Source organism: Streptomyces sp. HUAS CB01 (assembly GCF_030406905.1).
In the GTDB taxonomy this organism is placed as follows: Bacteria; Actinomycetota; Actinomycetes; order Streptomycetales; family Streptomycetaceae; genus Streptomyces; species Streptomyces chengbuensis.
This window is the reverse complement of record NZ_CP129137.1, coordinates 7,739,471-7,765,600: the sequence shown is the minus strand read 5'-3', so window position 1 is coordinate 7,765,600 and position 26,130 is coordinate 7,739,471. Positions and strand designations below refer to the sequence as shown.

Below are 26,130 nucleotides of genomic sequence, written 5' to 3'. Positions count from 1 at the left end.
CGATGGCGATCATCGATGTCGCCGGAGCCCGCCTGCACGTCCAGCGCCTCGGCCCCGGCGACGGACGGCCCGGGCGGGAGACCGTCGTCCTGCTGCACGGGCTGCTCACCGACAGCCTGGCCAGCTACTACTTCACCGTGGCCCCCGCGTTCGCGGCGGCGGGGCTGGACGTCGTGATGTACGACCACCGAGGGCACGGCCGCAGTGGCAGACCGGTCGGCGGCTACGGTCTCGACAGGTTCGTGGACGATCTCGGCGCGCTGCTCGACCGGCTGGAGGTCCACGGTCCGGTGCATCTCGTCGGCAACTCCTTCGGCGGAACCGTGTCCTTCGGCTACGCCCTGCGCCACCCGGACCGGGTCGCGAGCATCTCGGTCGTCGAGTCGGAGCCGGCCACGGCCTCCTGGGCACGCAAGATCGCCGGCCTGCTGGACCGGGTACGGCACGAGATGACCGCCAACGAGACCGAGGCGCTCGACTGGATCGCCACGCACCGCGGGCGCCACACGGCCCGGCTGGCGAGGGCCGCCGGCCGGCTGGTGCGCGACACCGCGATCGCCGCGGAGGTGACCGTCTGCGACCTCGTCACCGAGGACGCGCTCCGCTCCCTGGACCGCCCGGTGCTCGCCGTCTACGGGGCCGACTCCGACCTCTGCGAACAGGCCTCGTGGCTGCGGTCGTTGCTGCCGCGGTGCAGGACGGTGCTGGTGCCGGGCCACGAGCACTCGGTGCTGGTGGAGGCGCCGGGCCGGGTGCGCGACCTCGTGCTGGGGTGGATCGCGGAGAACGCCTCGGCGGACGGCCGGGACGGGACCCGCGGCGAGAGCAGTGACGAGGGCGGCGGCCGGGTGGCGGCCGTGCCCGTGGAGGTGAAGGTCCCGTGAGCCGCTGCCTGTTCGTCGTACCGCCGCTCGTCGGCCACATCAACCCGCTGGTGGGCGTCGCCGCGGAACTGGCCTCCCGGGGCCATGACGTGGCGTGGGCGGGGGTGCCCGAACTGGTGCGCCGTCTCGCCGGGCCGGACGCGCACGTCTTCCCTTCCCCGGTGTCCTGGGCCGACGCGGACCGTCCGGCCAGGCCGCCGGACATCCGGGGCCCCGAGGCGCTGCGGTTCCTGTGGGAGCGGTTCCTGGTGCCGCTCGCGGACGCGATGGCCGACGGTGTGCGGGACGCGGTGCTGGAGTTCCGGCCCGACGTGGTCGTGGCGGACCAGCAGGCGCCGGCGGGGGCGCTGGTCGCGGAGCGCCTCGGCGTGCCGTGGGCGACGTCGGCGACGACGCCGGCCGAGTTCACCGACGCGCTGGCGTCGATGCCGAAGGTCGCGGCGTGGAACGACGCGCTCCTGCGGGAGCTGCGGCTGCGCATCGGGGATCCGGAGGGCACGGCGGATCCGCGCTTCTCCCCGCGTCTGGTGCTGGCCTTCACCACGCCGGAGCTGGCCGGGCGGCCCGCCCGGGGCGGCGACGGGATCCGGTGGGTGGGCCCTTCGCTGGCCGCCCGTCCGTCCGCGGCCGGCTTCCCGTGGGAGTGGCTGGACCCCGGGCGGGCGACGGTCCTGGTCACGCTCGGCACGGCGAACACGGATGCGGGAGGGCGGTTCCTGACGGCGTGTGCCGAGGCCCTGCGGGCGCGGGCGGACCGGCTGCAGGCCGTCGTCGTCGACCCGGAGGGCGTTCTCGGCGCCGCCGGACCGGACGGGACGGCTCCGCCTACGGGTACGGGGCCGGGGCCCGGCTCCGTACGGCCGGACGGGGATCTGCTCGCCCTCCCCGCCGTGCCGCAGCTCGCGCTGCTGAGGCGGGTGGACGCGGTCGTCTGCCATGCCGGTCACAACACGGTGGTCGAGGCCCTGTGGCACGGGGTTCCCCTCGTCGTCGCGCCCATCCGGGACGACCAGCCCATCGTCGCCGCGCAGGTCTGCGACGCGGGGGCCGGGGTCCGTGTCCGGTTCGGCCGGGCCACCGCGGCCCGTATCGGGCCCGCCGTGGAAGCCGTGCTGGACGATCCCGGCCACCGGGCCGCCGCCCGTGCCGTCGGGTCGGCGCTGCGCGCGGCGGGCGGGGCCGCGGCCGCGGCGGACCATCTCGAGCAGCTGCTTGCCGGCGAGCTCCAGGACAAGCTCCAGGACAAGGAGGAGGGATGACGAGGCGCGAGGAGCGCTCCCGCAGACGCCGGGCCCGGCGGGAGACGGTGAGGGGACTCAGACCGGAGTACGCGGCCGAGCTGGCCGAGGGCCCACAGGCGTTCTTCGAGCCGTTGCGCCACAGCTGCCCCTGGTGCGGGTCGGCCCGCGTCGGCGGTCATCTGCGGACCCCGGACCTGCTGCAGCACAAGCCGGGCCGGTTCCGGGTCGACCGCTGCCACTCCTGCGGCCATCTCTTCCAGAACCCCCGGCTGAACGACCGGGGCCTCGCCTTCTACTACCGCGACTTCTACGACGGACTGGGCGAGCAGCAGCTCGACGGGATGTTCGGCGGGCGCACCACGTCCTACCGGCGCCGCGCGGAGTCCGTGCGGCCGCTTCTCGGCGGGGCGAAGCGGTGGCTCGACGTGGGCACCGGGCACGGGCACTTCTGCGAGGTGGCCCGGACCGTCCTGCCGGAGGTGGTGTTCGACGGGCTCGACCGCTCCGAGGGGGCGGAGCTGGCCGAGCGGCGGGGGCGGGTGGAACGCGGCCTCCGGGGCGGCTTCACCGAACTGGCGCCGGACCTCGCGGGCGAGTACGACGTCGTGAGCCTGTTCCACTACCTGGAGCACAGCACGGAACCGCGCCGGGAGCTGGAGGCGGCCCGGACGTCGCTGCGCCCGGGCGGGCACCTGGTGGTGGAGGTACCGGACCCGGAGAGCCGGTACGCGCGGCTGCTCGGCCACTGGTGGCTCCCCTGGCTCCAGCCCCAGCACCTCCACCTCGTGCCGGTGGGCAATCTCCGGGACGCGCTGGTGGAGCTGGGGTTCACGGTGGTGGCGGAGCAGCACCGGTCGGCGCACGAGCCGGTGGACCTGGTGGCCGCGGTGTGGCTGGCCCTGGAGGGCGCGGCGCCGCGCGACGACCTTCCATGGCTCCCGCCCGTCGGCCGGCTGCACCGTGCGCTGCGGGGCGCGGCGCTGCTGGCGGGCGTCCCGGCGCTGGTGGCGGCGGCGCTCCTGGACCAGGCGGTCGCGCCCTTCTCGGCACGTCTCGGGCTGTGCAACGCCTACCGCCTGGTGGCCCGGAGGGACTGACGCCCGGATCAGTCGAGGGGACGCTCGTAGACGAGGAATCCCTCGTGGCGGGCCAGCCGGTCGTAGAGGGCGCGTGCGGTGGCGTTGTCCCGGTGCGTCTGCCAGTAGAGCTTCTCCGCGCCGGCCTCGCGCGCCGCGGCGGCCGTGGCCTCGATCAGGGCCCGGCCCACACCGCGGCCGCGGGCGCCGGGGGCGGTGAACAGGTCCTCCAGGTAGCAGTACGTGCCGGCGGCCCATGTCGAGCGGTGCAGCACGTGGTGGCAGATGCCGGTGAGCTCGCCGCCGGCCCACGCGCCGAGTCCTCCCACCGGCTCGGCCGGGTCGGCGATCCGCGTCCACGTCAGATCGGTGACCGCCGGCGGAAGGGTGTGCTCGTAGAAGTCCAGGTACGCCTGCCACAGCGGTTCCCAGGCCTCCCGGTCGCCGGGGGCGAGGGGGCGTACTTCGAGACCCGGGTTCGACGTCACGGTGGGCTCCTCGCACTCTCACGTCCGGCAGGTGACCACAGGATGCCACGCGGGCCGCAAGGCCGTTCACATACCGCACCTGCACGAATGCATGAGCATGTCAGACCCGCCCCCCATGCCTCGCGGGCCGGTCCGACGCCGAGCGCCCGGTTGCGACCACCCGTGCGGGACCGTCGGTCCGTCCCGGCCGAATCTCGGCAAGCCTTTTGCCCGGATATGATGCATTTTGTGATCATGTCCGGTCGGCTGCGGCGCCCTCGTCGTTTCTACGGAGCCCGGTGGAAGGCTGTGCTGCTGTCACCGGCGATCCTCACGGTCCTCATCTCCTCGCTGGCGTTCTCCACGCCGAGGGAGATCGCCTTCAGCCGCCTCCTGCCCGCCGCACCCGCCCTCGCCGCGGCGATGTGGCCCGTGCTCCCCACGGTCCTGCTGGGGGGCTTCTGCCTGCTGGTCATGATCAGCCTCAGCTTCTTCTACACCGATCTGGGCACGCCGTACACGGCGGCCGCGATCGTCCTGGTGACACTGGCGGCCGCGTACGCGAGCCACGTCCGGATCCAGCGGGAGGAGGCGCTGTTCCACGTGCGGCTCGTCGCCGACGCCGCCCAGAAGGTCCTGCTGCGGCCGCTGCCGAGCCGTATCAACGACGTCGAGATCGAGTCGCTGTACCTGGCGGCCCAGGAGCAGGCCCGGATCGGCGGCGACTTCTACGAGGTGGCCGACACCCCGTACGGCGTGCGCCTGCTCATCGGTGACGTACGGGGCAAGGGCCTGTCGGCCGTGGGCGCCGCCTCCGCGGTGATCAACTGCTTCCGGGAGAACGCCTACGACCAGCCCGACCTCCGCGGCATCACCCGGCGGCTGGAGACGAGCATCACCCGCTACAGCGCCGCGTTCCCCACCCAGGAACTGCCCGAGCGCTTCGCCACCGCGATACTCGTCGAGATCCCGCACGACGGCGGCGCCATCCGGATCCTCAACTGCGGCCATCCCCCGCCGATGCTCGTCCACCGCGGTGAGATCCGCGTCCTGGAGCCGTCCACTCCTTCTCCACCGCTGAATCTGGCGGCGCTCATCGGCGACCACTACTACGTGGACACCGTCTCCTTCGACCCCGGCGACCACCTGCTGCTGTACACGGACGGCGTGACGGAGACCCGGGACCGCGCCGGCGACTTCTTCCCGCTGCCGGAGTGGATGCGGCGGAACGGCCCGGCGGCGCCGCGGGACCTGCTCGACCGGCTCCACCGGGACCTGCTCCGCTACAGCGGCGGCCGGCTCGACGACGACATCGCGGCCCTCGCCGTGAGATGCCCCAACAGCCGGGGCCCGGGGACGACGGCGTAGACGCCCACGCGTCGGCCGCGCTCGCCGGAAGGCAGGGCCGGCGGCACGGCCGACCGCACCGCACCGCACGCAGCGGGAGCCCGCGGGGAGGCCACGCCGGGAGGGCGTCCGCGTTGGTGTTCCGCGCCGCCCAGGATCATGCTGGTGACGAGAGCCCTGGCCGTGAGGCCCCCCGGCAGCAGCCAAGGCCACGGGCCGACCAGTGCGGTGAACGGGAAGTTCCGCCGGGAAGGTCGCGGCGTCCGGTGCGGTGCTCCGCAAGGCGGAGGATCGCCCTCGTACCGGACGTGGTGGGGCGACAACGCGGCGAGGTGTCGTGCAGGGCGTCGCGAGCCGGTGCACCCTTCCGGTCACGGCACGAGCAAAGGGGCGAGATGAGCGGCGATGGAACGACTTCCCACCTCACCGGGCGAGCCTCCCGGCACCGCGCAGCCCGCCCCGGCCGGCGACCGGCCCGACCTCGCACAACCGCCCGCCACGATCCCCGGCGACCGGCCTGACGTGGCCGGACCGGCCCCCGGGCGTCTCCCGCCCACCGCGACGGCGGTCGTCAGCGAGCAGGGCGTCGTGACGGGCTGGAGCGAGGGAGCCCGCCGGCTGCTCGGCTATGCCCCCGCCGAGGTCATGGGACGCCCCGCCGCCCGTCTCCTGGCCCACGGCGCGGGTGCGGTCGCACCCGCCGCCGCGTGGCCCGCGGACGTCAGCGCCACCCTGGTCCTGCGTCACCGGGACGGCCACGACCTCGCCCTCACCCTGAACGGCACCCGCCGGACCACCACCAGCGGCGTCACCGAATGGCTCGTGACGAGTACCACGGCTGCCGAGGCCCCGTCCGGCACCGCGGCGGCGGAGCCCCAGGCCGGCACCGCCTCGCCGCAGGACCCTGCGGCCGGCACCGGGGCACCGGCCGTCGAGGCGGCCGTGGGCCCCGTGACCCCGGCCGTCGGACCGCCGGTCCGGGGAACACCGGCCCCCGAGGCGTCGGCTGTCCATGCGTTCGATCCCGGTGCGGACGGCGGCGAGGCGCCGGCCGGCGAGGCCACGGGCCCCGCGGCACCGGCCCCGGGACCTGTGGCGGCGGAACCCCCGGCCGGAACGGCACCGTACGCCGATCCCACGCCGCCCCCCGGCACCGCGGCGGTCGCGCCACCGCACCCCGCCACCCCCGCCGACGGGAGGCCGACCCCCGGCCCCCTCACCGACGAGGCGCTCGGGGCGTGGGCGTTCGCCCAGTCCCCGTGCATGCTCGCGGTCTTCGACGCCGAACTGCGGCTGCTGCGGGCCAATGCCGCCATGGAACGCGCCGTGTCGCTGCCCGAGGGGCGGATGCGCGGGCTGCGGCTGACCGACATCGTCCCCGACCCGGTGAGCGAGGAGACCGAACGCACGATGAGCCTGGTGTTCCGCACCGGCCGGGCGCAGCCCACCCCCACGGCGCTGCGCCCGACGGGCAACAGCTCCGAGGCGGGACGCCCCGCCACCGTCACCCCGCTGACGGGCGACGACGGCGGCGTCCGGGCCGTGTGCGTGGCCGCCCATTCCCGCACCGACGAGCCCGAGCACCACCTCACCCGGCAGCGGATGCTGCTGGAGGACCCGGGCTCCGGGATCGGCACCACCCTCGACCTGGAGCGCACCGCGCAGGAACTGACCGACGCCGCCGTGCCCCGGCTCGCGGACACCGCGGCCGTGGACCTGTGCGAGACCCCGCGCCACAGCCGTCCGACCGGGCCCCTCCCCCTGCGCCGTACCGCCTACCGTGCGCATCCGCCGGGCACTCCGCCGGCGGCCGGGACCGAGCCCGTCACCCACCCCGCGCACTCCCCGATGACCCGGTGCCTGACGACGGGCCGCAGCGCGGTGTACCGGATGGACGACCCGTCCCTCGTACAGTGGAGGGCCACCGATCCCGAGGCGGCGCGGCTGGACCGGGCCGGCACGCACACGCTCATGGCCGTCCCCATGCTCACGGCGGGGTCGACGCTGGGGGTCGCGCTGTTCACCCGCCACCGCAACCCGCAGCCGTTCACCCCGGACGATCTGCAGCTGGCCGAACAGCTGACCCATCGCGCCGCCACCGGCATCCACAACGCGCGCCGCTTCACCCGTGAGCGCACCACCACCATGACCCTGCAGCGCAGCCTGCTGCCGCACACGCTGCCCGACCAGCCCGCCCTCGACATCGCCACGCGCTATCTGCCCGCCGGTACCGAGGCGGGCGTGGGAGGCGACTGGTTCGACGTCATCCCGCTGTCCGGCGCCCGCGTGGCCCTCGTCGTCGGCGACGTCGTCGGTCACGGCATCCGGGCGTCCGCCACCATGGGCCGGCTGCGCACCGCGGTCCGCACCCTGGCCGATGTCGACCTGCCGCCGGACGAGTTGCTCACCCGGCTCGACGACCTCGTCCTCCATCTGTCCACCGACGAGTCCTCCGCGTCCGCCGACACCACCACCGGAATCGGTACCACCTGCCTGTACGCGATCTACGACCCGATCTCCCGCGAACTGACGCACGCCCGCGCCGGACACCCGCCACCGGCCGCCGCCACCCCGGACGGCGACGTCTACTTCCTCGACACCCCCGCGGGCCCGCCCCTGGGCCTCGGCGGCCTCCCGTTCGAGACCACCACCACCACGCTCGACGAGGGCACGCTGCTCGCGTTCTACACCAACGGTCTGCTCAACCCGCGCGAGACCGACATCGACCAGACGCTGGACACGCTGTTCACGGCGCTCGCCCGCCCCTCCTCGGGCCTCGAGGCCACGTGCGACCGCATTCTCTCGAGCCTCCTCACCCACCCGCCGACCGACGACATCGCCCTTCTCGTCGCCCGTACGAAGGCGCTCCTCCCCCAGCGCGTCGCCACCTGGACGCTCCCGCACGACCCCGCGGTCGTCATCGAGGCCCGCCACCGCACGACCGAGCAGCTCACCGGCTGGGGACTCCTCGACGCCGTCTTCATCACGGAGCTGATCGTCAGCGAACTCGTCACCAACGCCATCCGCTACGGGAAGCCCCCCATCCAGCTGCGTCTGATCCACACCGACACCACACTCACCACCGAGGTCACGGACTACAGCAGCACGAGCCCGCACCTGCGGCACGCCCACACCTACGACGAGAACGGCCGCGGCCTCTATCTCATCGCCCAGCTCACCCAGCGCTGGGGCACCCGGCACACCCCGACCAGCAAGACCATCTGGACCGAGCAGACGCTGATGTGAGTCCGGGCGGGACGGGCAGGCACCGGAAACTCCGTTGCGGTCCGGGCCGCGGGCGGCCGACAGTTGGCCCATGACCACCCTCCTGACCCCGCCGCCCGGTATCACCGTGCGTCCGGCGACGCTCGACGACGCGGACGCGGTGTGTGCCCTCATGAACGAGATCGACCTGCTGGAGATCGGCCGTGCCGACACGTCGTTGACGGAGGTCGAAGCCGATCTGAAGCATCCCGAGGTGGACCTGGAACGCGACTCGTGGCTGGTGTTCCACGGCGGACGGCTGGTCGGGTACGGGCTGCTCTGGGACGACTCGGGCCACGAGCGGATCGACATGGACCAGTACACGCTCCCCGACCAACAGCAGCCCTCCGGGCACCTGTTCGACCTGATGGAGGCCCGCGCCGTGGAGCGTGCGGCGCACAACGGTGCGTCGCGGGCCGTGGTGCACATGCATCTCAACATCACACCCACGACGGACCTGGACGCCCTGCGCGCACGGGGCTGGAGCCCGGTCCGCCGCTACAACGTGCTGACCCGCCCGCTGTCACCCACCGCCGACCCGGTGCCGGCGCCCCCGCCCGGTGTGACGCTGCGCGCCTGCACCGCGGAGGAGGACCGCCGACGCGCCCACGCCCTGCTCCAGGCGTCGTTCGCCGACCACTTCGACTTCCAGCCGCGCACGTACGAGCAGTGGTCGGACGACATCGACGGCGACCGGGCCGACTGGTCGCTCGTGTGGATCGCGGAGGTCGACGGCGTCGGGGACGCGGCGGTGGTGCGCACGCACAACAATCGTTCCTCCTCGGGCTGGATCGGCAATCTCGGCGTCCTGCGGGAGGCCCGGGGCCGGGGCCTGGGGGGCCATCTGCTGCGCCACGCCTTCGGACACTACGCGGCGCTGGGACGGGACCGGATCGGCCTCGGCGTCGACACGGACAACAGCAGTGGGGCCCTCGCCCTGTACGAGGGCCACGGCATGACCCTCGACTTCGCCGTCGACACCTGGGAGTTGACCCTTCCGGCGCCGGCGTGAGGCAGTGCCCCGCGCCGCTTCCGTCGGCTGACGCACCGGCCTGCCGCGGGCCGCACCCCCGCCCCGCGGCAGGCCCGCCGCGTCACGGGTCCGCGTCCGCGGCAGGGTCCCGGCGAGGGCGGGGCGCCCGCGCCGGGACCGTCCTGTGCTCGCCCCGTCCCGAGTGCGGAACGCGCCCCGTCGGGGCGGAACCTCCGCGGCCCGCTCGTCATCCTCCCCAGCGGAAGTCGAACGAGGGCGAGGGGCACGGCGTGGTGCGGTGGAGCGACGGGGAGCGGACGGGCTCGGACGGCGGGAGGGGGCGTGCGCCGAGCCGGCGCGGCGTCCTGGGTGCGGGGCTCGCCGCGGGCGTGGGTGTCGCCGCGGGCAGTTGGGCGGCGGCGGGCGCCTCCGCCGCGCCACCGGCGGCGGTCCCGGCGCCACGGGCGGCCGGGGCGCCCCGCGCCGGGGACTGGACGGCCCTGGCCCGTGGGCTCGACGGGACGCTCGTACGGCCCGGCAGCCGCGACTACGACGCGGCACGCAAGCTGTTCAACCCCCGCTTCGACGGGCTGCGGCCGTCCGCGGTCGCGTACTGCGCCCGGCCGGAGGACGTCCGCACCTGCCTCGAGTTCGCGAAGCGTCACCAGGTGCCGGTCGCGGTGCGCAGCGGCGGTCACTCCTACGCGGGCTGGTCCTCGGGTCCGGGGCTCGTCGTCGATGTCCAGCGGATGGCGGGCGTCTCGCTGTCGGGGACGACCGCGACGATCGGCGCGGGGGCCAAACTCATCGACGTGTACGACCGGTTGACGGCGCGCGGGCGGACCGTCCCCGCCGGGTCCTGTCCCACCGTGGGGGTGTCGGGGCTGGCCCTCGGCGGCGGCATCGGTGTGGTCAGCCGCGCGTACGGCCTGACCAGCGACAGTGTCGTCGGCGCCCGGATCGTCACCGCCGACGGGCGGATACGCACCGTGGACGCCACGCACGACCCGGACCTTTTCTGGGCCCTGCGCGGGGGCGGCAACGCGCAGTTCGGCGTGGTCACCGAGTTGCGGATGCGGACCCACGCGGCACCCTGGTGCACGACGTTCTTCCTGAGCTGGCCCTGGTCGCGGGCCGCCGCCGTGGTGCGTGAGTGGCAGAAGTGGGCCCCGACCGCGCCGGACGGCATCTGGGCCAATCTGCATCTGTCCGCCCCGGCGGGCGGCAGGCCCGGCTCGGTACGGGTCGGCGGCCTGGCCCTCACGAGCCGGGGCGACCTGGAGAACCGGCTCGACCGGCTCGCCGACGCCGTCGGTGCGCCGGCGAGGTCGGTGTCCGTGCGCACCCGGCCCTTCATGGACGCCATGAAGGTGATGGGCGGCGTCTCGGGCTTCACCATCGCCCAGTCCCATCAGAAGGGCACACTGCCCGGCAGCAACCCGCAGGGGCGGGTGGCGCGCGAATCGTACGCCGCGCGCTCGGACTTCTACACGAAGCGCATCCCGGCGGACGGGATCAAGGCGCTGCTCGACCGGGTGCAGCGGCTGGCCTCCCTCACCGGGGGCGGTGCGGGCAGTGTCGCCCTGGACGCGCTGGGCGGTGCGGTGGGCCGGGTCAAGCCCGCCGCCACGGCGTTCGTCCACCGCGACGCGCTGTTCCTGGCGCAGTACATCGTGTCCTGGCCGGACCGGGCGTCCGCGACGACGGTGGCCCGCCACCAGGCGTGGCTCGACGGTACGCACGCGGCCATGCGGCCGTGGGCGAGCGGCCGGGCGTACCAGAACTACACCGACCCGAAACTGCGCGACTGGCGCGGGGCGTACTTCGGCGCCAACGCCGAGCGCCTGGCCCGGATCAAGAAGACGTACGACCCGGGGCGGATGTTCCGTCACCCGCAGGCGTTCTGAGCCGGGCACGGCGTCCGGGCCGGGCGCGCTCCCGTGCGGTCCGCCGTCGGCGGCACACGCGAAGCGTGCCGGCCCGGCGGGCGTTCAGGGTGGGGCGGGCGCGGGGCCGGGACGGCGGACGGCTGCCCGTTCCCGCCCGGCCCGGGCTCAGGACGCGCCGTCGCTGATCGCCGCGAGCAGTCGGGCGCACCGGGCGCCCATGTCCTCGGCGGACTGCTCCGGGTGCGCGATCCACCACCCCACGAGGGCGCTCACAGTGCCGGTCCACACGTGTTTGAGGGCGTCCGCGTCGAGCGGGTCCGCGTTGCCTCCTCGACGCAGCAGCGCCGCCGTGCCCTCGGCCGCGAGGTCGTCGACCGCGGCCCGGTGGTGCTGCGCGGCCGACCGGAGTTCCGAACCGGGTGGGAGCGTCCGGTCGTAGAGCACGAACCACGCGTGCCGCTCGTCCTCCAGGGTGGTGAAGAGCGCGGTGAGGACCGCGTGGGCGAGCGGCGCGCCGGAGGGTGGGCGGCCCCCGGTCATGGCGTCCTCGATCGCGGTGAGCAGACGGCCGGCGACACGTTCCAGACACGCCAGATAGAGGCCGTCCTTGGAGCCGAAGTACGTGTAGAGCATCGGCTTGGTGACACCCACGCGCCGGGCGATCGCCGCCATGGACGCGGTGGCGTGACCACTGCGGCCGAACTCCTCCGTCGCCGCGGCGACGATCTGTTCCTCGCGGCGGGCACGCGGGACGCCCTTCGTCCCGGCGGTGCGGCCGTCGCTTCTCGTCCCCGCGATGCGCCCGTTGCGTCCCGCCCCGGAAGAGGGGGCCGCCGGGCCTCTTGCCGTTCCCATGGCCAGGACTATACGTTGCGGTAAATTACCCTGCGGTAAATTACTGAGAGGGAAGATCGATGGATCGGCTCAGCCCCTCCTCCTCGGCCACCGGCTCCTCGCCCCGTCGCTCCTGGTGGGGCTGGGGCACCGAGGACAAGGCCCTGCCGGACGGCGAGTGCACGGACCTCGGCGCGCTGGTGCCCGGCGCGGCGCAGACCCCGCTCCCGGTGCCCGCCGTCGGGGACCTGGAGCTGCCCCCGTCGCGTGTCGCCCCGCCGCCCGCGCTCGGACACCTCATGTCGGACGCACCGCGGGAACGGGCGGGCCACACGTACGGGAAGGCGTACCGCGACGTCGTGCGCGCCCTGTACGGCGATCTGCGGCCCGCGCCCGATCTGGTGGCCCGCCCCCGGACCGAGCGGGAGGTCACGGACGTCCTCGACTGGGCGTCGGGCGCGGATGTGGCCGTCGTGCCCTACGGGGCGGGGAGTTCGGTCGTCGGCGGTGTCGAGTACCGGGCCGGGGCGCACCGGGGCGTGGTGTCGATGGACCTGACCGGGCTGGACCGGGTGCTGGAGGTCGACCGGGTGAGCCGTGCCGCACGGATCCAGGCCGGTGTCCTCGGTCCCGCCCTGGAGGACGTGCTCCGGCCGCACGGGCTGACGCTGCGCCACTTCCCGCAGAGCTTCGAGTTCTCCACGCTCGGCGGCTGGCTCGCCACCCGGGCGGGCGGCCACTACGCCACACTGCACACCCACATCGACGATCTCGTGGAGTCGCTGCGCGTGGTGACTCCGGCGGGGGTGAACGAGTCCCTGAGAGTCCCCGGTTCGGGCGCGGGCCCTTCGCCGGACCGTCTCTTCCTGGGTTCCGAGGGCGCACTGGGAGTGATCACCGAGGCGTGGATGCGGCTGCAGGACCGCCCTCGGCACAAGGCTTCGGCCACCGTGTTCTTCGACGACTTCGACCGGGCGCTCCACGCGGTGCGGGCGATCTCCCAGTCCGGACTGCACCCCGCCAACTGCCGGCTGCTCGACCCCGGGGAGGCGGCCCTGGCCCGGGTGGCCGAGGGCGGCCGGAGCGCGCTCGTCCTCGGTGTGGAGTCGGCCGTGCTGCCCGTCGACGGACGGCTCGCCGAACTCGTCGGGCTCGCCCGGGACCACGGCGGTGTACCGGCCCCCGCCGGCCGGGAGGGCGGCGACGCGGCGGCGGGTGCCTGGCGGTCCGCGTTCCTGCGCATGCCGTATCTGCGCGACGCGCTCGCCCGGATGAGCGTGATCAGCGAGACCTTCGAGACCGCCTGCACCTGGGACCGGCTCCCCCTGCTCGTCGACACCGTGCGCCGCGAACTCGGGGCGACGGTGAGGAAGACGACCGGCGCCGAGGCCATGGTCAACTGCCGTCTGACGCACGTCTACCCGGACGGCGCCGCACCGTACTTCACGGTCGTCGTCGCGGCGCGGCGCGGCAGCGAGGTCGCCGTGTGGGACGACATCAAGTCGGCCGCGACCCAGGTGCTCGGCGACCTCGGCGCGACCGTCACCCACCACCACGCCGTCGGGCGCGACCACCGGCCCGGCTACGACCGGCAGCGTCCCGGGCCGTTCGCGCTCGCCCTGCGGGCCGCGAAACAGGCCCTGGACCCTGCGGGGATCCTCAACCCGGGCGTGCTGCTCGACCCCGCTCCCCGGCCGGGGGCAGCCCGGGAGGGCCACGTCCCGGTCTGAACGGTCCCGCCGGGGCGCGGACGTGCAGGCACGGGTCAGGACCGCCTCCGTGCGGGCCCGCCGGGGATCGGCTCCGGCCCGGGGCGGGCCGTGAGGGCGGTCCCGGTGGAGCGGGTCCGCGCACTACCGCCGGCGCGGGTAGTCGGGGTCCTCCTCGGCGCTCGGCAGATCGTGGTGCCCGTCGTTCCACGGGTTCGTCCATCCGCACACACCGCACGCGTAACGGCCGTTGAGGCCGGACAGACGGGTGCCGCAGCGTTCGCAGTCGGTCTCGGTGATCTGCAGCGCTCCGTCGTGCGCCAGGTCGGCGGGGGGTGGGGGTTCCCCGACCTGCGGGGGCCGTGCACGACGACGGGGACGGCTGCTCATGCGAGGGAGGGTACCTCCGGCGGAGCCGGTCGCCGTGGGCCGGGCCCGGCCCACGGCGACCGGGAGACGACCGTGCCGGTCTCCCCGGGGGAGACCGGCACGGGCACGAGGGGGCGCTCGCGGCGCCTCGACGGCCAGGCTCAGCCCGCGAGGCTGTGTTCGCCGCCGGCCGCGATGAGGGTGGCCTTCCTGATCGTGGTGGCGACCGACACGGGCACGCTGCTGTCGGCGGTGGCCCCGTTGCCGAGCTGCCCTTCGCCGTTCTCGCCCCAGGTGTGGACGACGCTCCCGGGGCCGTCCGGCTCGTCCCCGGGATCGTCCTCCCCGCTGCCGAGGGCCCCGTCGGTCCCGTCGTCGCAGCGGCAGGACAACGGGCTCGGACGGCCGGCGTCGCCGCAGCCGCACGAGGACGTCAGGGCCAGGTTGTGGTCCTCGGCGGTGGCGATGACCGTCACCCCGGTGAGCCCCTGGACCTGCACGGGGACGGTGCTGTCGGTCGTGCTGCCGTTGCCGAGCTGCCCCGAGGCGTTGTCGCCCCAGGCCCGCACGGTGCCGTCGCCGGCCAGCGCGAGGCTGTGGCCGAGGCCCGCCGCGACCGCCTTCACACCGGTGAGCGACTGCACCTCCACCGGAGTCGTGCTGTCGATGTTGGTGCCGTTGCCGAGCTGCCCGGAGAAGTTGTCGCCCCAGGCCCACACCCGGCCCTCCCGCGCCACCGCCAGGCTGTGGTCGCCGCCCGCGGCCACCGCACGGGCCCGGGTGATGCCCTGCACCTGGACGGGGATGGTGCTGTCGTCGAATGTGCCGTTGCCCAGCTGGCCGTTGTCGTTGTCGCCCCACGCCCGGACCGTGCCGTCCCGCAGCAGCACGACCGCGTGGTCGTCGCCGCCGGAGAGGACCTTCACACCGGAGAGGTTCTGCACCTGTCCGGGAAGCGACCTGTCGGCGAGCGTGCCGTTGCCCAACTGACCGTTGTCGTTGTCCCCCCAGGCCCAGACGGTGCCGTTCCGCAGCAGCGCCAGACTGAAGTCGTCGCCCGCGGCGACGGCCTTCACACCCGTGAGGCCGAGGACCCGGACGGGGACGTTGCTGTCGGTCTCGGTGCCGTTGCCCAACTGACCGTTGTCGTTGTCCCCCCAGGCCCAGACGGTGCCGTCCTTCAGCAGCGCCAGACTGTGCTCGAACCCGGCGGCGAGGCTTCTGATCCCGCCCGGTTCCGGAACGGCGACGGGCACCGTGCTGTCGGCGTTGTCGCCGGTGCCGAGCTGGCCGTCCTCGTTGTCGCCCCACGCCTGCGCGAAGGCGCCGCCGCCCCCGCCGAACGGATCGGCCGCGTACGCACCGGGCGTCCAGGCCAGCGTCGCCACCAACGCGGCGGCCAGCACCGTACCGGTACGCCCCGCGGCGCCGCGGGCCGGAGGATGCGCTTCACCCATGACACTTACCCTCTCGTCCGGTCCCGCCCCACCGCCTCCCCGGCGGTACGAAAGCTGAAGAAACCAGTCACAGGCATACCAGTCGCCCCCGTGCGGTCCGGTACGACACGTGCGGGACCCGCGTCCCGGTGCCCGGTCGGGGGCGCGCACCACACGAACGTTCCGGGGTGCGCCGGGCATCACGTCCGCGCCGGCGCCGCGGGCGGGTGGGGCCGGGCGGGTGGTGCGTGTAGGCCCGTCGGCCGTGCGTGCGTCCGTGTCGGCGGGTCCGGGAGGGCCCGCTCGCTACGTTCCAGGCACGTACCCCCGGAGCTCGAAGGGCACAGCCATGGCCAAGTGCGAAGTCTGCGGCAACGACTACGAGATGTCGTTCGAGGTGCATGCCGCGGGAGCGGTCCACACGTTCGACAGCATCGAGTGCGCGGCCCAGCGGATGGCACCGATCTGCGAGAACTGCCAGTGCCGGATCCTCGGTCACGGGCTGCAGGCCGACGGGCAGTTCTACTGCTGTGCGCACTGCGCCCGTCAGAAGGGCGTCGCGGAACTCGCCGACCACGCCTGAACTGCGCCGCACGGCTCCGGCGGGCGCTCCGCCCGGGGCGCGGAGCTCCCGTCCACGCCACTAGTGTGCTCCACGTCACCCCTGTGGGGCCGAGGGCACGCGATGACTTTTCGCGCTGCGCACCGTCTCCTTTGCCGTAGTCCGCCGGAGCGAGAAGAGGAGCACCTCCCATGCGCATCGTGATCACCGAGTTCATCAGCCTGGACGGCGTCGTGCAGGCACCGGGTGGCCCCGAGGAGGACACCGACGGCGGCTTCGCCCACGGCGGCTGGACGCACCCCTTCTTCGACCCGGAGACGGTGGGCGGTGCGTTCGACGAGGCGCTGAGAGGTGCGGATGGACTGCTGTTCGGGCGCCGTACCTGGCAGACGATGGCGGGCGCATGGCCGGAGCGGGCCGGGGACCCGTTCGCCGACAGGATGAACGCGCTCCCCAAGTACGTCGTGTCGCAGACGCTGGGCGAGGACAAGCTGACGTGGCACAACACCAGGCGCATCCCGGGCGACGAGGCCGTCGCCCGGATCGGGGAACTTCGCGACTCCGAGGGCGGCGATCTGCTCGTCATGGGCAGCCCGACCCTGGCGCGCACCCTCATCGGCGAGGGTCTGGTCGACGAACTCCGGCTGATCATCATGCCGGTGCTGCTCGGCGGCGGGAAGACGATCTTCCCCGAGGACGGCGGCAAGCACACCCTGGAGCTGGTCTCCGCGGTCACCAGCGGCACGGGGGCGCAGGTGTGCGTCTACCGGCCCGCCGCCGGGGAGTAGCCCTCGTCGGCCGGGCGGAGCCGGTCGGGCCCGGCCGTCTCCCGTCCGGGGAGGCCGGGCCGGTCACGGCGTCAGGTAGCCGTGGAACAGCCCGTCCGGGTCGTGGCGCGCCCTGAGGCTCTGCAGCCGCTCCCAGTCGTTCGCCCTGAACGAGCGCTCGGCCCGGGCCGGATCGGCGGTGAGGTCCGCCTCGGCGATGTAGTGGCCGGTGCCCAGTGGTTCCACGGAGGCCATGGCGTCGCGCAGCCATCGGATGTTCGCCTCGTCCCCGGAAGTGCCGTCCCAGACGGCGCAGGGGACGGCGTACGTCTCGCCGAGCACCGAGAAGGCCATGTCGCGGAGCAGGTCGCCGTCGTGCGAGGCGGGGGCGAACGGCGCGAGGACGAGTGACCGGTCGGAGGGAGCCTCCCGCATCGCGTCGCCGAGCCGGGAGAGCAGGGCGGCGAGTTCGGCGTCGGACCACAGGGTGTCGGCGGCGTAGCGCAGCCGGGGCGGCCAGAGGCCGTCCGCGGTCTCGTAGAGGTCGGCGAAGGACGTCTCCCGGGGTTCCCGGTGGTGGACGGCGCCGTCGGCGAACGGGCAGTGCCCGAGCGGGCGCAGGGCGTCGGCGGCGTGCTCGAGGTCGGCGGCGAAGGCGGTCGCCGCGACGGTGACGACCTTCGGGCGGGGTGTCGCGTCCGTCATGAACGGGGCGGCCGTCGCGAGGGTGAGGGCGAGTTCCACCGTCGGTTCGAGCTCGTGCGAGATCTCGGTCGCCCACTGGCAGACCGCGTCGACGTCCGCGAGGGGGAAGGCGTACGTGGTCGTCGTGATGGTCCCGGGCGCGGGGTGCAGACGCAGACGGAAGCCGGTGACGGCGGCGAAGAAGCCGGGGCCGGCGCCGCGCGCGGCCCAGAACAGGTCGGAGTTCTCCCGCTCGTTGCAGCGCACGGTCTCGCCGTCCGCGGTGACGGCCTCGATCTCCTCGACGCTGTGACAGGCCGGGCCGAGCGCGCCGGAGTTCCAGCCGAGTCCGCCGCCGAGAAGGTATCCGCCGACGGCGACCGTGCCGCAGTGCGCGACGGGAAAGGCCAGGCCCGCCCCGGCGAGTGCCGGGGCCAGTGCGCGTCCGGTGACGGCGGGCTGGACGTGGGCGGTAGCGGCTCCGGGGTCGATCGTGTACCGGCGGAGCGCGGAGAGATCGAGCAGCATGCTGTCGGAGCGCACGGGCGACCCGCACCAGCTGTGGCCCGCGGACCGTACGGCGATCCGCAGGCCGAGGGAGCGGGCGAGCCGCACGGCGGCGGGTACGTCGCGCTCGGACGCGGCGCGGACGATGAGTTCGGGGAAGCGATCGGGTTTCCGGCCGTTCCACACCATCGCGGTGCGGAGTGCCTCGTAACCGTCGTCGCCCCGCCGGACGATCGTCCCCTCGACGGCTCCGGTCTGCCTCTGTTCACGCATCGCGGACTCCAGGACCTTGCGCGGGGTGCGGCTGCGGACGAAGCTGAAAACGGAATGCGGACCGCGAACGGCCGGCGTCGGCCGGGCGCGCCCCCGGGAATTCCGCCCGCATTTCCGCCGTTGACTCCGCCGTTAATTCCGCCGGCAATTCCACCCGGAACTCCGCCGGGCACTCCGCCCAAAGCAGCGCATACGTTCCCACTTTACCCCGCCCCCGTGGGAATCCGCGGCCCGGAATCACCCGGAGGCGGTCACAGATCATGAAGGCATTCGTGCTGGAGCGGGTCGGCGAAGTCGCCGTATCGACGAACCGATACCCGAACCGGGCCCCGACGAGGCCGCCCGGACCACCGCGGCGATGGCGGGCACGTCCGACGTGCACACCGCGAGGGGGGCGATGCAGGTTGCCCCCGGTGTGACCGGAGCTATGAGGCGGTGGGCGTTACCCCGGTTCGGCGGTCGACGGTCGGGGGAGCGCGTGGCCGTGAGGGGGGTGCCCCCCCTGTTTCCGGTGCGAGTCTCCCAGCGCGGCTTCGTCGCAGTGCGGCGGACGGCCCCACGGGTGGTGCCGTTTTCACCGTACAGGCCGACGGAAATCTGGCGGAGAATACGTGGTGCGCAGCGCGCGCCGGCCAATCCGGCGCCGATTAAAGGCAATCTGATCGGCCGTCAGACACGCTGTGCGACGGACATGCTGTCGACGGGGTTCGTCCCCGCCGAGCACGCGGAACTCGCGTTCGGTGAGACCGTCGCAGTGTCCGCCCGGGGCCGTGCGCTGTCCGCGGCCATCGGCTGCCGGCTGCGCGGTACCGGTCCCGTCCTCGCCGTGGAGTCGGTGCCCTACGCCTAACCGGCGAGCCGCTTCGGCCGCAGATGTCGTCGTCGACCACATCCACGAGGATCCCGTGCGGACCGTCCCGCACCTGCCCGGCGTCAGGGTGCCGATGCGGCGATCACCCTCAGGATTCCGCTGGACGCCTTGTACCGGCTGCTGGCCGGAGTCACGGACCGGCTCCACGGCGACGCGGTCGCCTTCGGCCGGGTCGCCGACCTGCGGGCCGCCGTTCGTCGTCGCGGGCGAGGAGTCCGTCCGGGCCGCGGTCCGCGCCGGCTGCGCCTCCCGCCCGCCCTCGGGTCACGACGCAGGCACCGCACCGGGCGCCCTCGCCCGTGCGGCCCGCGACCTGCCGGTCGTGGTCCTCGTCTCCGGAGAGGGACCGCCTCCGGCGTTCGCGCGGGACTGGCGCGCGCATCCTCTTCCGGGCCCGCGTCCCAGGACGGCCGCCGGGCGTACCCCTCCCCGGCGCGATCCCCGCGGCGTCTTCGCGGTGACCGGCCGGATCGGGGCGAGGGCCCCGTCGCACCCGTCCGGGCCCGCCGCGATGCCGGCCGTGCGAAGATCCCCTGGCAGGTGCCCGTTCCGGCGGTGGAAGGTGACGATGTACGCGATATCCCTGGGTGACGACGGCGCGGAGCTCGGGCCCCTGGAGCCGTGGCAGGCCGAGGAGTTCCTGGCCCACATCGACCGGGGGCGGGACTTCATCGGCCGGTTCAACGGGCTGCCGGACGTCGTCACGGACCTGGAGTCGAGCAGGGCGTTCCTGCGGGCGTACGCGGAGAAGACCGCGGCCGACACGGGCCGGATCTGCGGCATCCGGCTGGACGGCGAACTGGTGGGCGCCGTGATCCTGCGGACCATGGACGTCGCGGAGGGCACCGCCGAGGCGGGCTGCTGGCTGGAGCCGTCAGCCGTGGGCCGCGGGCTCGTCACCCGGGCCGCCCGGGTGCTCATCGACTGGGCCGTCAGGGAGCGGGGCATCCACCGCGTCGAGTGGTGGGTGTCGTCGGACAACGAGCCGAGTATCGCGGTGGCCGGACGGCTGGGGATGACCAAGGAGGGGGTCCTGCGCGAGAGTTACCCGTACCGGGGGAAGCGGCACGACATGGAGATCTGGTCGGTGCTCGCCCCGGAATGGCGGGCGGCGGACCCGGATCGGCCGGTCTCACGGACATGACGGGATGACATAATCCGAGCAGTGGAGACCGAACAGGGGCGGCGCTACGGCCGAGAAGGCGGGGGAAAGGCAACGGTGGCCTTGTCGACATCATGGCCGCAATGGCGTCCGGATTCCCCGGAGTCGTCCTCGGACGGGCATCCCTTCCTGCTCGTCACGCTGCGCATGACCGTGCCCGCCGGCAGGAAGTGGCAGCAGTACCGCTTCATCGAGAACCGGGAACTGCGCTCCCGGCTGGTCCCGCTCCTCGGCACGCTGCCCCTGAGCCATTCGCTGCTGCAGGAGCCGCACGGCGGCCAGCCCTGCCGGTTCAGCGACCCGGCCGTGCGGCTCTGGCAGGACGACGACTCCAGCCGCTGGCCCAACACCCTGTACCGCTCCTTCACCGAGGCGGACGGGCCGCGCCGGGGGCTGGGCGAGGTGACGGTGACGCTGCGGCTGCACAGCAGGACCGGCTTCGTCCGGGAGGTCTCCCGCACGATCAACGAGTGCAACGTCCGCGCGGACGGTCAGCTCCTGCGCACCCAGGTGCCGGACGTCCTCCCGCTCGACGACTGACGTCGCGGGACCGCTGGGTCCGTCCCCCGCGCTCGGGCCCGGTCGTCACCACGGCCGGTACGGGAAGAGCCCCGAGCGCCGCAGCGCGCCCGGGCCGTGCCCCAGGCGCCGGGAGACCAGCAGCACGGCGGTCACCCACACGCCCACGGCGGCCAGCCCGATCTCGGACGACCGGGTGGCGGCGGCCCACAGGAAGAGCACACCGGCCAGCGTGGCCGTCGCCACCGCGGCCACGACGAGCACCTCGCGCCCGACGGAGCTCCTCCGGCCCGGCCGCTCCGTGCGCAAGCCGGCTTCGATCTGGTCCAGCACCGCGATCTCGCGCGCCGACAGTTCCTTCTCCTTCGGCACTCCGCCCCCAGTTCCTCGTCCCCGCCCGGCTTCTGCCGAGCGCTTCCCCGGCCCTCCGGGCCGCTCGGTCCAGCGGGTTCCCCCTCGGCGCATTCGCACTCCGTGAGATTCAGGACGGCGCGAGGCACGCCGTGCGGCCGAGCGGGGGGCGCTGCGGACGCCGCACGGCCGTCCGAGGAGCGCCGGGTGGAGGGATGCCACATGTTGCCTGCCGGCGCCATGGTGGAGTCGCGGCGGGCGCCCGGGCGAGGGCCGTCACACACCTCACCCGGACCCCTTCGAGCGTACGGCGGGCGGCGGGCAGCCGCCCGACGGCACTGATCACCGCCCGCCTGGTCGCAGGAGGGCGGCGATCGCCAGGCAAGGAGGACCCGCGCGGAGACAAGGTGCGACGGCATCCCGCCGGAGTCGTCAGCGGCCGAGTGCACGGCGCAGCTCGTCCTTGTTCATCGAGGAGCGTCCCTCGATGTTCTTCTTCTTGGCCTCTTCGTAGAGCTGGTCCTTGGTCGGCCCCTGCGCGCCCTGGTGGGACCGCTCGCCACCGCGCTGCGAGGCCGACTTGCGGTCCTGGGTGGACGTCTTGCTCGCGCTCTTGGACTCCCCCGCGCGTGCCCGCTCCTTGTTGACCGTGCGCGCCGCGATCTCCTTGGCGCGCGAGGCCGACGCGCCGCGCTTCTGGGCGCTTTCCTTGATGTGTTCGTACTGGCGCTCCCGCTTGGGGCTGGATCCGGCAGGCATGACGTACTCCTTCGGTGGATCACGGTCGGAGCCCGGTGCCAGGGGCTCTCATCCCGGCGTGTTCCCCCGGTGCGAGCTTCAACCCTCGTTGCGCCGCCCGCCACCGGGAGCACGCCGTGCAGGGCGGACGACGCGCCCGGACGCGGCGAGTCGGGGGCAGGCCGGGGCCGGCATCGGACCGTCCGGACCCGGCTGAACGTGCCCGGGGCGCTCAGCTCCGACGCCCCGACGTGGGTCCCGGCTCTCCGCCCGAGGCAGTCATCGGGCCGCCTCGGTCGGTCGAGACGATCGTGGAGTCGGGCAGCCCGGAGACGCGTGAACGAGCCGAGGGGGACCCGGAGTGGAACATCTTGCGCGGCGAGGACTGACGACGAGGACGGTTCGCGAGGGCCTGGTGCGGAGGCGTCGAGAGGCCCGCATCGACTCCTCGTCGAGGAGTTCACGGCAGTGGCGGCGGCCGACGGGGCGGTGCGCAGGGCGGAAGCGGCCCGTCGTCGTCGAGGATCGCGCGTGGCCGTCCGGTACGGGCGTCGAGGAGGCACGCCAGGCCGTGGTGCGCGGGCAGACCGCGGTCGGCGTTGCGGTGGAACTGCGTGGCGATCTTGACGGTGAAGGTGCCGCCGACGGTCAGCCGTCCGGCCGTGACGTGGCAGTCGCCGCCGGCCTCGGGGAACTCCGGATGCGGGGGTGCCGGCACGGCCGTGTCGCCCCGCGCATGGGGGATCAGGGCCTCGCGTACCCCGTCCAGTCGCCGCGGCAGCGGTCACGTCCGCGGGGGAGGACGGGCAGAGCGGTCATCGTCGGGCCTTCATCCACCGGGCGAAGGCGTCCAGGGCCTGCTCCGCGCCGCGGCGGCCGACTCCGATGCGGAAGCGGTCGGCGGGCGCGGCGGTGAGTTCCGAGCGGTAGATGCTCGCGGGCAGCAGGAGGACGCCGGCCTCGTCGAGGAGACGGCCGCAGAACTCCTCGACTCCTTCCGGGCCGAGATAACGGGGGTAGGCGACGCAGCCGCCGTCGGGTGCCTTCCAGTCGAACGCGTCGGGGAACTCGGCGAAGAAGGAGTCGAACGCGGGCAGGTTCCGCTCGATCAGGGCGCGGTTGCGGCCGAGGATCGTCTCCCTGGCCTTGATCGCGATCCGGGCCAGGACCTCGCTGGGGGCGGAGTTGCAGATCGTGGTGTAGTGCTTGGCCCGTTCCAGCCGGGACAGCAGGGCGCGGTCACGGCAGGTGATCCAGCCGATCCGCAGCCCGGGCAGTCCGAGGGCCTTGGAGGTCACGTTGAGCGACAGTGCGTGTGCGGACAGATCGGCGGCCTGCGGGAGGGTGCGGGCGGGGTCGCGTTCGAGGCCGCGGTAGACCTCGTCGCTGAAGAGGTGGATGCCGCGTTCGTCGCACAGCCGCGCGAGGGCGGTGAAGGTCCCGGTGTCGACGACCTTCCCGGTGGGGTTGTTGGGGAAGTTGACCGAGACGACGCGGGTCTCGGGGCGCAGTGCGGCGGCCACGGCGTCCAGGTCCAGGGCCCAGTCGCGATCGGCGTCGAGCGCGACGCCGGTGACCTCGCAGAGGGCGAGCGGGACCGTCTCGGCGGCCTGGTAGTTGGGGGTGATCACCACGGCATGGTCGTCCGGCCCGAGCAGGACGTTCATGGCCAGGTACAGAGCCTCTTCGGCGCCGGCGAAGCACAGCACATCGGCCGCGTCCGCCCGTTCGTAGGTGGCGGCGACGGCCTCGCGCAGGCCGGGGTCGCCGTACGTCTCGGTGTAGCCGAGATGCAGGTTCTCGAAGGCGGCGCGGTCCTCGTCGTCGGCGAGGGCGAGGAGTTCACCGAGCGCCATGCTCTGGGCGTCGGAGGCGGTGAGGTGGTGGCGTGCCGCGAACTCCCAGCGGGAGAAGAAGGTCTCGAGTCGGAAATCGGGCAGCCGGGTCATGCGGGGTCCTTCGTGCCGGGGGTTCGGTGTTCGGCCAGGAGGTCGTAGACGGTGGAGCGCGACACGCGGAGCGCCCCGGCCACGACGGGCACGGCGCGGCGGACGCCGAACACCTTCGCCTCGTCCAGCCGTCCCAGAACCGCGAGCCGGTCCTGCCGGGTCAGGCGCTCGACCGGGCGGCCGCACTCCCGTACGTAGGTGCCGACGACGTGCTGGACGCGATCGGCCCAGTCCTGCTCGAAGAGCGGCTCGGGGCGCTCCACGACGGGGGCGCCGAAGGAGCTCAGCAGGGCGGCGGCCCGCTCCAGCGGAGTGCGGTCGAGATTGACGCAGAGGACGGCCGAGGCATCGCCGTCGTCGCCGCGCAGCACCGCGCTGACCGAGGAGAGCCGGCGTCCGTCGGCGAGGAGCTTCTCGTAAGGGCCGAAGACGTCCTGCGCGGCGGGCTCGAGTGCGTCCAGTTCCCCGAGCATCGACGGGTCCCCCGCCTTGCGGCCGTTCATGGGGTTCCAGATGGCCAGCACGCTGTCCGTGCCCGGGTCGTGCAGGACCACCTCGGCGTAGGGACCGAGGAGCCGAGCCACGGCCAGGCACACGGGCGACCACGTACGGACGCGGGGGTCCGGGTGTTCTCCTGCCGGCATGAGTGCGGCCTCCGTCTCCCTGCCTGCGCGGTCCGTGTCTGCCGCTCCCGAGTCCGCGGCCTCTCTCTGGACTGTACGTCCAGGCTGGACGGAATGTCCAGACCAGAGGTCGGCCGTACGCAACGCCCGGACGCCCCGGCCGCGCGGCGGTCCGGCGCCGGGGGAGAACGCCTGCCCGGCGCTAGGGTGTGCGGTGTCCGCGCGGGCCGGGAGCCGGTCCCGACGGTGCGGCAGAGCGAGCGGGCGGCAGCAACGGCCGTTCCCCGGCCGGCAACCGGTGCGCGGGCCGGACAGCCGCCGGGAGGACGTGGATGCCGGAACTGTTCGCGCTGGTCGCCGCCTTCTTGTTCGGGCTCGTGCACTTCCTCAGCGGACTGCTGGCCAGACGGGCGGACAGCTACGCCGTCGCGGCGTTCGGGCAGCTCGGCGGGATCGTCCTGATGCTCGCCGTGGTGGTCGTGACGCGGGCGGCGGGTGTGGACGCGCCGCTCCTGTCGGCCCCGCACATCACCGCCGGCGCCCTGGGTTGGGGTGCGGTCTCGGGAGTGGGCACCGGCATCGGTGTGGCCTGTCTGTACCGGGGGCTGGCGGCCGGTCAGATGAGCGTGGTCGCCCCGCTCAGCAATGTCGCGGGAGTCGCGCTGCCAGTGCTCGTCGGCGTCGTGGTCCTCGGTGACCGGCCGAGCCCGCTCGCCTGGCTCGGCGTCGCGGCGGCGCTCCCCGCACTCTGGCTGGTGTCCCGCAGCGACCGGCCCGAGGACTCGGGGACCGCGGCCGGGGCACGGTACGGGCTCCTCGCCGGTGTCGGCTTCGCGGTGCAGTTCCTGGCGATCTCCCGGATCGACCCGGCCGCGGGCCTCTGGCCGATCCTGACCGCCCGCGTCGTGGCCACGCTCACGATCGCCCTCATGGCCCGGGCGGCCGGTGCGACGCTCCGCCTGCCCCGCGGGTTCGTCCTCCCGGCACTGGCGGTGGGCTCGATGGGCGCGGTCGCCCTCGTGCTCTACCAGGCCGCCGCCCTCCACCAGTTGCTGGCGCTGGCAACGGTCCTGGCCTCCCTGTACCCCGCGGTCCCGGTGGTCCTGGCGATCGTGTTCCTCCACGAACGCCCCACCGCCGTCCAGATCGCGGGGCTGCTGTGCACGGGCGTCGCGGTCGTACTGATCGCCCTGGGCTGAACGGGTCGGCCCTTGCGCGTGTTCGGGGGATCGCGGCTCCCGGCGCTCAGCGGCGGGGCGCGGGACGTCCGCCTCCGGCCGGACCTCCCGGGCACCCCCGCCGAGGCTCGCGGTCACCGCGCGGGCGGGGATGCTCCCGCCGCAGCAGCCGGACCGGCTTCACCGCCCCGGTGCCGTCCGCGCGTTCCACGAGGACGTTCCGCGGGGCGCGCCGGGCGGTGCGGACGAGCGGGAAGGCGGGCGCCGGTTCCCCCGTCACGTCGCCGTAGCGGACGCGCACGGTGACCTCGCTCCAGGTCCTCGGGCCGCGGTGCTCCCAGTAGGTGCGGGGCGCGCCGCCGCGCGGCCCGTCCGCCGACCGGGGACGGCCGCAGGAGTCCGCCACCGGCTCACCCTGCACCGCCATGACCCGCCTCTCGCCACTCGCCACTCGCCA

Annotated in this window: 25 protein-coding genes; 14 read left to right on the top strand and 11 right to left on the bottom strand. The window is 74.1% G+C overall.

The annotated features are described in order from the left end of the window. The first annotated feature begins 2 nt into the window (after positions 1 to 2). From QRN89_RS34020 to QRN89_RS34010, 3 genes are read left to right on the top strand one after another with little or no spacing between them, the layout of a single operon-like run. Positions 3 to 884 carry an alpha/beta fold hydrolase gene (locus QRN89_RS34020; RefSeq protein WP_290353255.1) on the top strand — a complete coding sequence of 294 codons (882 nt, stop codon included), beginning with the start codon at positions 3 to 5 and terminating at the stop codon, positions 882 to 884. Next, on the top strand, positions 881 to 2,143 hold the full coding sequence (locus QRN89_RS34015; RefSeq protein ID WP_290353254.1) for a glycosyltransferase: 1,263 nt from the start codon (positions 881 to 883) through the stop codon (positions 2,141 to 2,143). Before QRN89_RS34020 ends, QRN89_RS34015 begins: the two co-directional genes overlap by 4 nt. Beyond that, positions 2,140 to 3,222 (top strand): class I SAM-dependent methyltransferase, encoded by a 1,083-nt coding sequence (locus tag QRN89_RS34010; RefSeq protein ID WP_290353253.1) that lies wholly within the window; start codon positions 2,140 to 2,142, stop codon positions 3,220 to 3,222. Before QRN89_RS34015 ends, QRN89_RS34010 begins: the two co-directional genes overlap by 4 nt. Positions 3,223 to 3,230: 8 nt before the next feature. Here the strand turns inward: QRN89_RS34010 and QRN89_RS34005 are convergent, their stop codons facing one another. Next, complete coding sequence (locus QRN89_RS34005; protein ID WP_290353252.1) at positions 3,231 to 3,689, bottom strand: GNAT family N-acetyltransferase; 459 nt, start codon at positions 3,687 to 3,689, stop codon at positions 3,231 to 3,233. Between the two features lie 228 nt (positions 3,690 to 3,917). Here QRN89_RS34005 and QRN89_RS34000 point away from each other — a divergent pair, with 228 nt between their 5' ends. The 4 genes from QRN89_RS34000 (at position 3,918) to QRN89_RS33985 (ending at position 11,159) form a co-directional block, all read left to right on the top strand. After that, positions 3,918 to 5,036, top strand: coding sequence for a PP2C family protein-serine/threonine phosphatase (locus QRN89_RS34000; RefSeq protein WP_390702130.1), 1,119 nt, complete (start codon positions 3,918 to 3,920; stop codon positions 5,034 to 5,036). 384 nt (positions 5,037 to 5,420) lie between these two features. Continuing rightward, complete coding sequence (locus QRN89_RS33995) at positions 5,421 to 8,261, top strand: SpoIIE family protein phosphatase (RefSeq protein WP_290353251.1); 2,841 nt, start codon at positions 5,421 to 5,423, stop codon at positions 8,259 to 8,261. Between the two features lie 70 nt (positions 8,262 to 8,331). Then, positions 8,332 to 9,291 carry a GNAT family N-acetyltransferase gene (locus tag QRN89_RS33990; RefSeq protein ID WP_290353250.1) on the top strand — a complete coding sequence of 320 codons (960 nt, stop codon included), beginning with the start codon at positions 8,332 to 8,334 and terminating at the stop codon, positions 9,289 to 9,291. A 254-nt stretch (positions 9,292 to 9,545) separates the two neighbouring features. Further along, on the top strand, positions 9,546 to 11,159 hold the full coding sequence (locus QRN89_RS33985; RefSeq protein WP_390702179.1) for an FAD-binding oxidoreductase: 1,614 nt from the start codon (positions 9,546 to 9,548) through the stop codon (positions 11,157 to 11,159). A 147-nt stretch (positions 11,160 to 11,306) separates the two neighbouring features. Here QRN89_RS33985 and QRN89_RS33980 read toward each other — a convergent pair whose 3' ends face one another. Further along, positions 11,307 to 11,996, bottom strand: a complete 690-nt coding sequence (locus tag QRN89_RS33980; RefSeq protein WP_290353248.1) for a TetR/AcrR family transcriptional regulator — start codon at positions 11,994 to 11,996, stop codon at positions 11,307 to 11,309. Between the two features lie 59 nt (positions 11,997 to 12,055). Here QRN89_RS33980 and QRN89_RS33975 point away from each other — a divergent pair, with 59 nt between their 5' ends. Then, positions 12,056 to 13,705, top strand: a complete 1,650-nt coding sequence (locus tag QRN89_RS33975) for an FAD-binding oxidoreductase (RefSeq protein WP_290353247.1) — start codon at positions 12,056 to 12,058, stop codon at positions 13,703 to 13,705. A gap of 123 nt (positions 13,706 to 13,828) precedes the next feature. Here QRN89_RS33975 and QRN89_RS33970 read toward each other — a convergent pair whose 3' ends face one another. Further along, the gene (locus QRN89_RS33970; protein WP_290353246.1) at positions 13,829 to 14,074 is read right to left on the bottom strand and encodes a hypothetical protein; all 246 of its coding nucleotides are present in this window, start codon (positions 14,072 to 14,074) and stop codon (positions 13,829 to 13,831) included. 140 nt (positions 14,075 to 14,214) lie between these two features. Next, the gene (locus QRN89_RS33965; RefSeq protein WP_290353245.1) at positions 14,215 to 15,510 is read right to left on the bottom strand and encodes an RCC1 domain-containing protein; all 1,296 of its coding nucleotides are present in this window, start codon (positions 15,508 to 15,510) and stop codon (positions 14,215 to 14,217) included. A gap of 328 nt (positions 15,511 to 15,838) precedes the next feature. Here QRN89_RS33965 and QRN89_RS33960 point away from each other — a divergent pair, with 328 nt between their 5' ends. Continuing rightward, entirely contained in the window at positions 15,839 to 16,072 is a 234-nt protein-coding gene (locus QRN89_RS33960; protein WP_093660046.1) for a metallothionein, read from the top strand. 170 nt (positions 16,073 to 16,242) lie between these two features. Continuing rightward, positions 16,243 to 16,839: a dihydrofolate reductase family protein gene (locus tag QRN89_RS33955; RefSeq protein ID WP_290353244.1), complete on the top strand. Its 597-nt coding sequence runs from the start codon at positions 16,243 to 16,245 to the stop codon at positions 16,837 to 16,839. Between the two features lie 63 nt (positions 16,840 to 16,902). Here the strand turns inward: QRN89_RS33955 and QRN89_RS33950 are convergent, their stop codons facing one another. Continuing rightward, positions 16,903 to 18,282, bottom strand: a complete 1,380-nt coding sequence (locus tag QRN89_RS33950) for an FAD-binding oxidoreductase (protein ID WP_290353243.1) — start codon at positions 18,280 to 18,282, stop codon at positions 16,903 to 16,905. A gap of 691 nt (positions 18,283 to 18,973) precedes the next feature. Between QRN89_RS33950 and QRN89_RS33945 the strand changes: the two genes are divergently transcribed. The 3 genes from QRN89_RS33945 to QRN89_RS33935 all read left to right on the top strand — a co-directional run bounded on the left by QRN89_RS33945 (position 18,974) and on the right by QRN89_RS33935 (position 20,855). Beyond that, positions 18,974 to 19,132, top strand: coding sequence for a hypothetical protein (locus tag QRN89_RS33945; protein ID WP_290353242.1), 159 nt, complete (start codon positions 18,974 to 18,976; stop codon positions 19,130 to 19,132). A 589-nt stretch (positions 19,133 to 19,721) separates the two neighbouring features. Continuing rightward, positions 19,722 to 20,297: a GNAT family N-acetyltransferase gene (locus QRN89_RS33940; protein WP_290353241.1), complete on the top strand. Its 576-nt coding sequence runs from the start codon at positions 19,722 to 19,724 to the stop codon at positions 20,295 to 20,297. A gap of 81 nt (positions 20,298 to 20,378) precedes the next feature. Continuing rightward, positions 20,379 to 20,855 (top strand): hypothetical protein, encoded by a 477-nt coding sequence (locus QRN89_RS33935; RefSeq protein WP_290353239.1) that lies wholly within the window; start codon positions 20,379 to 20,381, stop codon positions 20,853 to 20,855. Positions 20,856 to 20,900: 45 nt separating this feature from the next. On the opposite strand, the gene QRN89_RS33930 is transcribed toward QRN89_RS33935, so the two are convergent. The 5 genes from QRN89_RS33930 to QRN89_RS33910 all read right to left on the bottom strand — a co-directional run bounded on the left by QRN89_RS33930 (position 20,901) and on the right by QRN89_RS33910 (position 24,516). Beyond that, positions 20,901 to 21,206, bottom strand: a complete 306-nt coding sequence (locus tag QRN89_RS33930; protein ID WP_290353238.1) for a hypothetical protein — start codon at positions 21,204 to 21,206, stop codon at positions 20,901 to 20,903. Between the two features lie 411 nt (positions 21,207 to 21,617). After that, positions 21,618 to 21,944: a plasmid stabilization protein gene (locus tag QRN89_RS33925; RefSeq protein ID WP_290353237.1), complete on the bottom strand. Its 327-nt coding sequence runs from the start codon at positions 21,942 to 21,944 to the stop codon at positions 21,618 to 21,620. Positions 21,945 to 22,383: 439 nt separating this feature from the next. After that, entirely contained in the window at positions 22,384 to 22,641 is a 258-nt protein-coding gene (locus QRN89_RS33920; protein WP_290353236.1) for a Rossmann-fold NAD(P)-binding domain-containing protein, read from the bottom strand. 97 nt (positions 22,642 to 22,738) lie between these two features. Continuing rightward, complete coding sequence (locus QRN89_RS33915) at positions 22,739 to 23,872, bottom strand: aminotransferase class I/II-fold pyridoxal phosphate-dependent enzyme (protein ID WP_290353235.1); 1,134 nt, start codon at positions 23,870 to 23,872, stop codon at positions 22,739 to 22,741. Further along, positions 23,869 to 24,516, bottom strand: a complete 648-nt coding sequence (locus tag QRN89_RS33910) for a helix-turn-helix transcriptional regulator (protein ID WP_290353234.1) — start codon at positions 24,514 to 24,516, stop codon at positions 23,869 to 23,871. Before QRN89_RS33910 ends, QRN89_RS33915 begins: the two co-directional genes overlap by 4 nt. 311 nt (positions 24,517 to 24,827) lie before the next feature. On the opposite strand from QRN89_RS33910, the gene QRN89_RS33905 reads away from it, so the two are divergent. Further along, a complete protein-coding gene (locus tag QRN89_RS33905) occupies positions 24,828 to 25,694 on the top strand; it encodes a DMT family transporter (RefSeq protein ID WP_290353233.1) in 867 nt (288 codons plus the stop codon). 46 nt (positions 25,695 to 25,740) lie between these two features. Here QRN89_RS33905 and QRN89_RS33900 read toward each other — a convergent pair whose 3' ends face one another. After that, a complete protein-coding gene (locus tag QRN89_RS33900) occupies positions 25,741 to 26,100 on the bottom strand; it encodes a hypothetical protein (protein WP_290353232.1) in 360 nt (119 codons plus the stop codon). Positions 26,101 to 26,130 lie beyond the last annotated feature (30 nt).